Genomic DNA, 9,363 nt, shown 5'->3' on the forward strand with positions numbered 1-9,363 from the left:
AAAGCCGCTCCAGGCGAACCCAGTGCGGCTTTGCTGGCAGCAGGAAAAGCGGATTAACGCTTCGAGAACTGCTTGGCGCGGCGTGCAGAGTGCAGACCGACCTTCTTACGCTCCACTTCGCGGGCGTCACGCGTCACGAAGCCGGCCTGGCTCAGGACGGGCTTGAGCGTCGCGTCGTAGTCGATCAGGGCGCGGGTGATGCCGTGGCGGGCGGCGCCGGCCTGGCCGGATTCACCACCACCGTGCACGTTGATCATCACGTCGAAGGTTTCGGCGTGGTTGGTCAACATGAGGGGTTGCTTGGCAATCATGATCGAGGTTTCGCGGCCGAAATAGGACTGGATGTCCTTGCCGTTCACCGTGATCTTGCCGGAGCCTTTTTTCAGAAACACGCGGGCGACGCTGGACTTGCGACGGCCGGTGCCATTGTTCCATTCACCAATCATCTCAAGGCTCCTTAGATTTCCAGCGCTTTGGGCTGCTGGGCGGTGTGGGGATGCTCAGCACCACCGTACACCTTGAGTTTCTTGATCATCGCGTAGCCAAGGGGGCCCTTGGGCAGCATGCCCTTGACAGCCTTTTCCAGCGCGCGGCCGGGGTGCTTGGCTTGCATGTCGCGGAAGTTCGTGGCCGTGATACCGCCGGGATAACCCGAGTGGCGGTAGTACACCTTGTCCAGGGACTTGGTGCCGGTGACCTTGAGCTGGGCGGCGTTGATGATGACGATGAAGTCACCGGTGTCGACGTGAGGCGTGTAAATGGCCTTGTGTTTGCCGCGCAAACGGAGAGCAACTTCGCTGGCTACTCGTCCGAGGACCTTGTCGGTCGCGTCAATCACAAACCACTCGTGCACGACCTCAGCGGGCTTTGCGCTGAAAGTAGTAGTCATGAGTTTTCTCTTATGAAGAGGGTTTGGCGGGTCCTTTTCCACGGTCGGTGCTTCTCTTTCGGAAGCCTCTTAGGTGGGGTTGAATCTTCGCCGCGGGACCACTAAATCGCTGCGAAGCCTGCCATTATACGAAGCTGCGCGCTTTTTAGGCAAGCAACCCGCCTGAAACAGGCTTCTGCGTCCGCTTCGCCTCCGTCGGCGCTGCCTGGGCCTGGTGCCGCCGCTGGGCCGCTGGGTCCTGCGGACGCCCGGCCAATCCCGGCTTTCGCCTTCAGCGAAGATGCACAATGGGCGAGCCCTCAGCAAGGTTTTCCACCGCAACCCTGCGTTGCATGCAAGGCGCCCCCCCTAACGGCCTGGGGCCCAGTCGTTACCCAAGTCGTTACCATTGCGCCATGTTCAGTTATCGCCACGCCTTTCATGCGGGCAACCACGCCGATGTGCTCAAGCACACCGTGCTGATTGCCACCTTGCAACACCTCACCGAAAAAGACGCGGCCCTCACCGTGCTCGACACCCATGCGGGCGCGGGCCTGTACCGGCTCGATGGCGACTACGCCAGCACCAGCGGCGAGGCGGGGGACGGCATCTTGCGCCTCACGGCACCCGGCATTGCCGCCCTCACGCCCGCGCTGCAGGCCTATGTGGACATGGTGAAGGCCTTCAACCAGGGCGCCACCACCAAGGTGTACCCCGGCTCGCCCTTCATCATCCAGCGGCTACTGCGCGACCACGACAAGCTCAAGCTGTTTGAACTGCACCCGACCGACCTGCGCGCGCTGGCCGGCAACGTGGCACAGTTGGAAGCCGGCCGGCAAGTGGCCGTGCTGCACGAAGACGGGTTTGAAGGCATCCGCAAATTTTTGCCCCCGCCGGCCCGCCGCGCTTTGGTGCTGTGCGATCCCAGCTATGAAATGAAGAGCGACTATGCCAAGGTGCTGGACATGGCGGCCGATTCGCTCAAGCGTTTTGCCACCGGCACCTATGCCGTCTGGTACCCCATCATTCCGCGCCCCGAAGCGCACGATCTGCCGCGCCGCCTCAAAACCCTGGCCACCAAGGCGGGCAAGAGCTGGCTGCACGCCACGCTGACCGTCAAATCGAGCAAGCTCACCGAGACTGCGGAGGGCGAAGTCAAGCGCCCCGGCCTGCCCGCCAGCGGCATGTTTTTGATCAACCCGCCCTTCACCCTCAAGGCCGCCTTGAAGACGGCACTGCCCCAGATGGTGGAACTGCTGGCGCAAGACAAGCACGCCACCCACACGCTCGAATCGGGCGGCTGAAAACCGCGCCCCCCGCCCGACCGGGGCAGTGGGCGGGTTGGCAGCGGTTCTTGTACGGTCAAGGCCCTACGGGGCTACGGCGCCGACACCGACTGAGGACAGTCGCCCTCGCCTTCCTCCAGCAGCCACAGCTCCACGGGCTTGATGCCCAGGCCCTGCATGCCCAGTTCCTGGGCGGCGGCCTGGCTCACATCAATCACGCGGTTCATGGCAAACGGGCCGCGGTCGTTGATGCGCACCACCACGGCGCGGCCGGTGAGCTGGCTGCGCACGCACACCCGGGTGCCAAAAGGCAGGGTGCGGTGCGCGGCGGTGAAATCGCGGCGGTTGAAGATCTCGCCACTGGCCGTGCGCCGGCCATGAAAGCGCGGGCCGTACCACGAGGCCAGGCCCTGCTGGTCGCTCTCGCGCACGGATTCCACCGGGGATTCTGGAGGCACCGCGCCGGCGGCACCGCGCCGGGCGGCATCGCTGCGAACCGGCTCGGGCAACGCGGCCTTGGGGAGCCGCTCGCCCGGCTTATCCGCCAAGGGCGCACAAAACCGCGAGCGGGGCGCGCCACGCTGCTGGGCCAGCTCGCAAGCATTGCGAGGCTCGGCCGACGCCTCGGGGGGGGGGCCTCAGTGGCCACCAAGGGGGCCGCTTCGCGAGCCACCTTCTCTGGCACCGGCATCGGTGCACAGGCCGCCAGAACACATGCAACAACCCCCGGGCCCAACAGGTCGCGCCAGCGCCGTATCCGGTCAGACAGTTGCATCCATCACCTCTTCCAGAAAAAAAACAAACACACCCACCGCGAGGTAACAATTGCATCCACCTTCTCCAGCGACAACGCAACCCGCCCCCCGACGCCCAAGCCACCAGGCGCCCCATTACAAACCGAGGCGCCGGCACAACTCCAGCGTGGTTGCACTCTGATTCATGGTGTAGAAGTGCAGCCCCGGCACGCCGCGCTGGCGCAGTTGCTCGCACAGCGAAGTCACCACATCCAGGCCAAAGGCCCGGATCGACGCCGTATCGTCGCCAAAGCCTTGCAGGCGCAGCCGGATCCAGCGCGGAATCTCGGCGCCGCAGGCGTCGGAAAACCGCATCAGTTGCGATGAGCCCATGATGGGCATGATGCCGGGCACCACGGGCACATCCAGCCCCAGGCGGCGCACATCGTCCACAAAGCGCTCATACGCATCGGCATTGAAGAAATACTGCGTGATGGCCGAATCGGCCCCGGCCCGCACCTTGGCGGCAAAGGCCTGCAGGTCGGCATCGGCCGACTTGGCCTGGGGATGCACCTCGGGATAGGCGGCCACCTCGATGTGGAAATCGCGCCCCGTCTCGGCCCGGATGAAGGCCACCAGGTCACTGGCGTAGTGGAACTCGCCCCCCATGCCATAGCCGCTGGGCAAATCGCCGCGCAGGGCCACCAGGCGCTTGACGCCCATGGCCTTGAGCGTGGCCAGCTGCTCACGCACCGACTCGCGCGTGGCGCCCACGCACGAGAAGTGCGAGGCCGCGCTCACGCCCTCGGCCAGGATCTCCTGCACGGTGCCGAAGGTGCCCTCTTGCGTGGAACCGCCCGCACCGTAGGTGACCGAGCAGAACTCGGGCCGCTGCGCATACAGCTGCTGGCGCACGGCGCGCAGCTTGCCCGCGCCCTCGGGCGTCTTGGGCGGAAAGAATTCAAAACTCACCGGCAAACCGGTGGCTGGTGCGTTGGCCGCGGTCATGCGCCCCTCCTCGCAAAAACAAAAAACTCGTGGTTGCCGTCGCCGCCGCTGATGGGGCTGTCCAGCCAGGCTTGCACCTGCAGGCCCAGCTCGGCGCAGCAGTCGCGGATGCGCTGCTCGACCACTGCATAAAGCGCCGCATCGCGCACGATGCCGCCCTTGCCCACCTGGCCGGGCTGCAACTCGAACTGCGGCTTGACCAGCATGAGCAGGCTGCCGCCCGGCGCCAGCAACGGCACCAGCGCGGGCAGCACCAGCGTGAGCGAGATGAACGACAGGTCGCCCGTCACCACGTCAAAAACCGGCGTGATATCGACATCAGCACATTCGGCGCGGCGGCGGCGCTCCACCGGCAGCGTGCCCTGTTCGCGCGCCTTGGCACGGGCGGCGCGCTCAGACTTGAAGGTCTCGATGTCCTGGTCCTTGGCGTCGTTGCTGTCGTCGTATGCCTCGTCCACCTGCCCGCCATTGCGCATCCAGCTGTAGGGCGCCTCGGGCTGGGTCTCGTTGTCCTCTTCCACCTCGATGACTTCGGACAGGGCCAGTTCACACGCTTGCTGCAAGGCCTGCGCCGTCAGCGACCGTGCATTCACGCCCTCCACGCAGACCACGCGCAGATCGCTGCGCAGCCGTTCGTGCAACTGGCCGTGGCCCACGTCCACGCCGATCACCTGCGCGGCGCCGTGCTGCAGCAAACAATCGGTGAACCCGCCCGTGCTCTGCCCCACATCCAGGCAGCGCAGCCCCGCCACCGACAGGCCGGTGGCCCGCAGCGCCCCTTCGAGCTTGAGCCCACCGCGCGAGATGTACTTGGCCTCGGCATCGTCAAGCAGCCGCACCTCGGCCACGGACGGAATCTCATCACCGTTCTTGACGACCTTCTGCCACGGCGCCAGCGGCGACAGACGCCACTCCACGCCCGAGGCAATCAGCCGCTGCGCCTGCGAGCGCGTGGCCGCATGGCCTCCATCCACCAAAAAAACATCTGCGCGCATGCGTCACTCTCTCGTCAGCAGACGATTCATTTCAATAAAAACAAGCTCTAGCCCTTGTACCGCTTGCGCTACCAGCTCCAAAAACAGGAGCATGGCAGCAGCAAGCACGGTTCAATACCGGTAGGTGTCAGGCTTGTAAGGGCCTTGCTTTGGCACGCCGATGTAGGCGGCCTGCTCGTCGCTCAGCTCGGTCAGCATGGCGCCCACCTTCTTGAGGTGCAGGCGCGCCACCTTTTCGTCAAGGTGCTTGGGCAGCACATAGACCTTGCCGTTTTCGTAGAAATCGCTGTGCGTGAACAGCTCGATCTGGGCGATGGTCTGGTTGGCAAAGCTCGACGACATCACGAAGCTGGGGTGGCCCGTGCCGCAACCCAGGTTCACCAGGCGGCCCTTGGCCAGCAGGATGATGCGCTTGCCGTCGGCAAAAATCACATGGTCCACCTGGGGCTTGATCTCTTCCCACTGGCAGTGCGCTTCGAGCTTGGCCACCTGGATTTCGTTGTCGAAGTGGCCAATGTTGCAGACGATGGCCTGGTCCTTCATGGCCTGCATGTGCTCGAAGGTGATCACGTCACGGTTACCCGTGGTGGTCACAAAAATATCGGCCTTGTCGGCGGCATATTCCATGGTCACGACCTTGTAGCCTTCCATCGCGGCCTGCAGGGCGTTGATCGGGTCGATCTCGGTCACCCACACCTGGGCGCTCAGGGCGCGCAGGGCCTGGGCGCTGCCCTTGCCCACGTCGCCGTAGCCCGCCACCACGGCCACCTTGCCGGCGATCATCACATCGGTGGCGCGCTTGATGCCATCCACCAGCGACTCGCGGCAGCCGTACAGGTTGTCAAACTTGCTCTTGGTTACCGAGTCGTTCACGTTGATGGCGCGGAACATCAGGCTGCCCTTGGCCGACATTTCCTTCAAGCGGTGCACGCCGGTGGTCGTTTCTTCGGTCACGCCGATGATCTGTGCGCTCTTGCGGCTGTACCAGGTCGGGTCCACGGCCAACTTGGCTTTGATGGAGGCGAACAGGCAGGTTTCTTCTTCGCTGGTGGGGTTGGCGATCAGCGAGGCGTCCTTTTCGGCGCGCTTGCCCAAGTGCATCAGCAGCGTGGCGTCGCCGCCGTCGTCCAGAATCAGGTTGGGGCCTTCGCCTTCGCTGCCGGCGGGGCCAAAGTCAAAGATGCGGTGGGTGTAGTCCCAGTACTCGGCCAGGGTTTCGCCCTTGATCGCGAACACGGGCGTGCCGGCTGCGGCAATGGCGGCCGCGGCGTGGTCCTGCGTCGAGAAGATGTTGCACGAGGCCCAGCGCACTTGGGCGCCCAGCGCCTGCAGCGTCTCGATCAGCACGGCGGTCTGGATCGTCATGTGCAGCGAGCCCGTGATGCGCGCACCCTTGAGGGCCTGCTTGGCGGCGAATTCCTCGCGGATGGCCATCAGGCCGGGCATTTCGGTTTCGGCGATGCGGATCTCTTTGCGGCCCCATTCGGCCAGGCCGATGTCGGCAATGATGCAGTCGGTGTTGACAGGGGCGTTGACGCGTGCGTTCATGGTGTGCTCCAAAGCATGTTTGAAAAGCCACTTGACGCGGGGAGACACAGAGAGCTCACCGCACGATAAGTGGATGAGCGTCGTTGCTGGATGACTCCGAGCCTCACGCCCCGCCAGTAGCTGGGGGCGCTGCAACGCTCCTCGGATGCCGGCGATTATAAAAGCACTTGCGTTGCCCCCGGCCCGGCCGCTCGCATGCCCGGTAAAATCGCGGGTTCGGCCGCCCTGTCCCACGCTGTGCAGAGTCTGGCCCACCGTTTTCCCCTGCAGGGCCCCTGCGCCCCGCCCACCTTATGGAACCCCCGTGTCCTACGCCTCTGAAACCCGGCGCCGCCGTACCTTTGCCATCATTTCCCACCCCGACGCCGGTAAAACGACGCTGACGGAAAAGCTGCTGCTGTTCTCGGGCGCTATCCAGATCGCCGGCGCCGTCAAGGGCCGCAAGGCCAGCCGCCACGCCACGTCCGACTGGATGGAAATCGAAAAGCAGCGCGGCATCTCGGTGGCCTCCAGCGTGATGCAGATGCTGTACCGCGACCATGTCATCAACCTGCTCGACACCCCCGGCCACAAGGACTTCTCGGAAGACACCTACCGCGTGCTCACCGCCGTGGACTCGGCCCTGATGGTGATCGACGCGGCCAACGGTGTGGAAGCGCAGACGCGCCGCCTGATCGAAGTGTGCCGCCAGCGCGACACGCCCATCATCACCTTCGTCAACAAGATGGACCGCGAGGTGCGCGACCCGCTGGACATCCTCGACGAGGTCGAGCGCGAGCTGGGCATGCCCTGCTGCCCCATCACCTGGCCCGTGGGCCAGGGCAAAAGCTTTGGCGGCATCATCAATCTGCGCACGCAGACCATGACGGTGTTCACCCCCGGCAGCGATCGCGGCCCGAAAGACTTTGAAGTGGTGCCGCTGGCCGAGGCCGACCGGCTGCGCGCGCGTTTTGGCCAGCCGTTTGACGATGCGCTCGAGAGCATGGAGCTGGCCGTGGGCGCCTCGGCCGCGTGGAACCACGCAGATTTTCTGGCGGGCAAGCTCACGCCCGTGTTCTTCGGCTCGGGCGTGAACAACTTCGGTGTGATGGAAGTGCTCGATGCCGTGGTGGACATGTCGCCCCCGCCGGGCCCGCGCGTGAGCACGCTGCAGGTGAACAAGCAGCCGGTCGTCAAGACCATCCAGCCCGAGGACGAAGGCTTTGCCGGCGTGGTGTTCAAGGTGCAGGCCAACATGGACGCCAACCACCGCGACCGCATCGCCTTTGTGCGCGTGGCCTCGGGCAAATACACACCGGGCATGAAGCTCAAGGTGCAGCGCACTGGCAAGGAGCTGCGCCCCACCAGCGTGGTCACGTTCATGAGCCAGCGCCGCGAAGCCGTGGAAGAAGCCTACGCGGGCGACATCATCGGTTTCACCACGCACGGCGGCGTGCAGCTGGGCGACACCATCACCGACGGCGCCAACCTGCAGTTCACCGGCCTGCCCTTCTTCGCGCCCGAGCTGTTCATGACGGTGATCCTGAAGAACCCGCTGCGCACCAAGCAGCTGCAGCAGGGCCTGGCGCAGTTGGGCGAGGAAGGCGCCATCCAGGTCTTCCGGCCCGACGTGGGCGGCCCCATGCTGCTGGGCGCCGTGGGCCAGCTGCAGTTTGAAGTGGTGCAGCACCGCCTGAAGGCTGAATACGACGCCGATGTGCGCCTGGAAGGCTGCCAGTACACGGGCGCGCGCTGGATCAGCGCCGACAGCCCGGCCGACCTGCGCGCCTTTACCGACGCCTACCCCATGCGCCTGTCGCACGACGCGGCCAATGCGCTGGCCTACCTGTGCACCAGCCCCTATGACGTGCGGCTGGCGCAGGAGCGGTTTCCGAAAATCCACTTTCATCCGCTGCGCGAGCACGCGGGCCTGGCGCTGGACAGCAACCACTGATGACGGCGCCCGTGCCGGCATTCCTGCGCCCCCTGAGCGAGTGGCCGGCACCGGCGCCGGGCCAGCTGCTGGGCGTGCTCACCGACATCGACGACACCCTGACCACCGACGGCGCCATCACGCCCGATGCGCTGCAGGCACTGGCGGCGCTGAAGGCCAGCGGCCTGCAGGTGATTCCCATCACCGGCCGGCCGGTGGGCTGGAGCGAGCCGTTTGCCGCTGCCTGGCCCGTGGATGCCATCGTGGCCGAGAACGGCGCGGTGGCACTGCTGCCCGCAGATGAAAATAATGGTCAAATCGGCATCAAGCCCTTATCCAATAAGCGCCAGCAGCTATCAAAAATATACCAACAGGACCCCGCCACGCGTGCCGCCAATTACACCCGCATGCAGCAGGTTCTGGCCCAGATTGAGCGCGAGGTGCCCGGTGCCCGCCGCGCCACCGATTCGCCGGGCCGCGAGACCGACATCGCCATCGACCACAGCGAATTCACCCATCTGCCGCAAGACGCCATCGACCACGCCGTGCGCATCCTGCGCAGTGCGGGCATGAACGCCACGGTGAGCAGCATTCACATCAACGGCTGGTTTGGGGCGCACAACAAACTTGAGGGCGCACGCTGGATCGTGCGCGAACTGTTCGGGCGCGACCTCGATGCCGAGATCGACCGCTGGGTGTACGTGGGCGACTCGACCAACGATCAGCGCATGTTTGCGCATTTCCCGCACAGCGTGGGCGTGGCCAACATCGCGCGCTTTGTGCCGCAGCTCACGCACCTGCCGCGCTATGTGACGCAGGGCGAGCGCGGCGCGGGCTTTGCCGAGCTGGCGCGGGTGATCTTGAATCAAAAATGGCTGTAGCGCTTGCCACCAAAGCGCAAGTAGCTTCATTTTTCATAGCATTCATTCGCAACAACCCGCAGCTCCTGCCCGAGCTGCCGTGGCGATGTCACTGTGGCTTCGCCAGCCCCAGCTTCTCGATCAGCGCCTTT

General features: G+C 65.0%; 8 protein-coding genes, 1 pseudogene and 1 riboswitch. Of the genes and pseudogenes, 3 read left to right on the forward strand and 6 right to left on the reverse strand.

Going from position 1 to position 9,363, the window contains the following annotated elements; genetic code table 11:
- Positions 1-53 precede the first annotated feature (53 nt).
- Entirely contained in the window at positions 54-446 is a 393-nt protein-coding gene (rpsI, locus tag J8G26_RS13295) for a 30S ribosomal protein S9 (protein ID WP_024814064.1), read from the reverse strand.
- An 11-nt stretch (positions 447-457) separates the two neighbouring features.
- Positions 458-889 carry a 50S ribosomal protein L13 gene (gene rplM / locus J8G26_RS13300; protein WP_056414298.1) on the reverse strand — a complete coding sequence of 144 codons (432 nt, stop codon included), beginning with the start codon at positions 887-889 and terminating at the stop codon, positions 458-460.
- A gap of 395 nt (positions 890-1,284) precedes the next feature.
- Between rplM and rlmJ the strand changes: the two genes are divergently transcribed.
- Positions 1,285-2,172: a 23S rRNA (adenine(2030)-N(6))-methyltransferase RlmJ gene (rlmJ, locus tag J8G26_RS13305; protein ID WP_087743760.1), complete on the forward strand. Its 888-nt coding sequence runs from the start codon at positions 1,285-1,287 to the stop codon at positions 2,170-2,172.
- Between the two features lie 74 nt (positions 2,173-2,246).
- Here the strand turns inward: rlmJ and J8G26_RS13310 are convergent.
- The 4 genes and pseudogenes from J8G26_RS13310 to ahcY all read right to left on the reverse strand — a co-directional run.
- Positions 2,247-2,582: pseudogene (locus J8G26_RS13310) on the reverse strand (septal ring lytic transglycosylase RlpA family protein); the annotation flags it as partial.
- A 462-nt stretch (positions 2,583-3,044) separates the two neighbouring features.
- The gene (metF, locus tag J8G26_RS13315; RefSeq protein WP_087743757.1) at positions 3,045-3,896 is read right to left on the reverse strand and encodes a methylenetetrahydrofolate reductase [NAD(P)H]; all 852 of its coding nucleotides are present in this window, start codon (positions 3,894-3,896) and stop codon (positions 3,045-3,047) included.
- Complete coding sequence (locus J8G26_RS13320) at positions 3,893-4,891, reverse strand: TlyA family RNA methyltransferase (RefSeq protein ID WP_210569473.1); 999 nt, start codon at positions 4,889-4,891, stop codon at positions 3,893-3,895. Before J8G26_RS13320 ends, metF begins: the two co-directional genes overlap by 4 nt.
- A gap of 111 nt (positions 4,892-5,002) precedes the next feature.
- Positions 5,003-6,439 (reverse strand): adenosylhomocysteinase, encoded by a 1,437-nt coding sequence (gene ahcY, locus J8G26_RS13325; RefSeq protein ID WP_087743752.1) that lies wholly within the window; start codon positions 6,437-6,439, stop codon positions 5,003-5,005.
- A 68-nt stretch (positions 6,440-6,507) separates the two neighbouring features.
- A riboswitch (S-adenosyl-L-homocysteine riboswitch) is annotated at positions 6,508-6,587 on the reverse strand.
- 156 nt (positions 6,588-6,743) lie between these two features.
- On the opposite strand from ahcY, the gene J8G26_RS13330 reads away from it, so the two are divergent.
- Positions 6,744-8,372 (forward strand): peptide chain release factor 3, encoded by a 1,629-nt coding sequence (locus J8G26_RS13330; RefSeq protein WP_210569475.1) that lies wholly within the window; start codon positions 6,744-6,746, stop codon positions 8,370-8,372.
- Positions 8,372-9,232 carry an HAD-IIB family hydrolase gene (locus J8G26_RS13335; protein ID WP_210569477.1) on the forward strand — a complete coding sequence of 287 codons (861 nt, stop codon included), beginning with the start codon at positions 8,372-8,374 and terminating at the stop codon, positions 9,230-9,232. The genes J8G26_RS13330 and J8G26_RS13335 overlap by 1 nt, the downstream gene beginning before the upstream one ends.
- The last annotated feature ends 131 nt before the right edge of the window (positions 9,233-9,363 follow it).

This window comes from Acidovorax sp. JG5 (assembly GCF_017939685.1).
Taxonomy (GTDB): domain Bacteria; phylum Pseudomonadota; class Gammaproteobacteria; order Burkholderiales; family Burkholderiaceae_C; genus Acidovorax.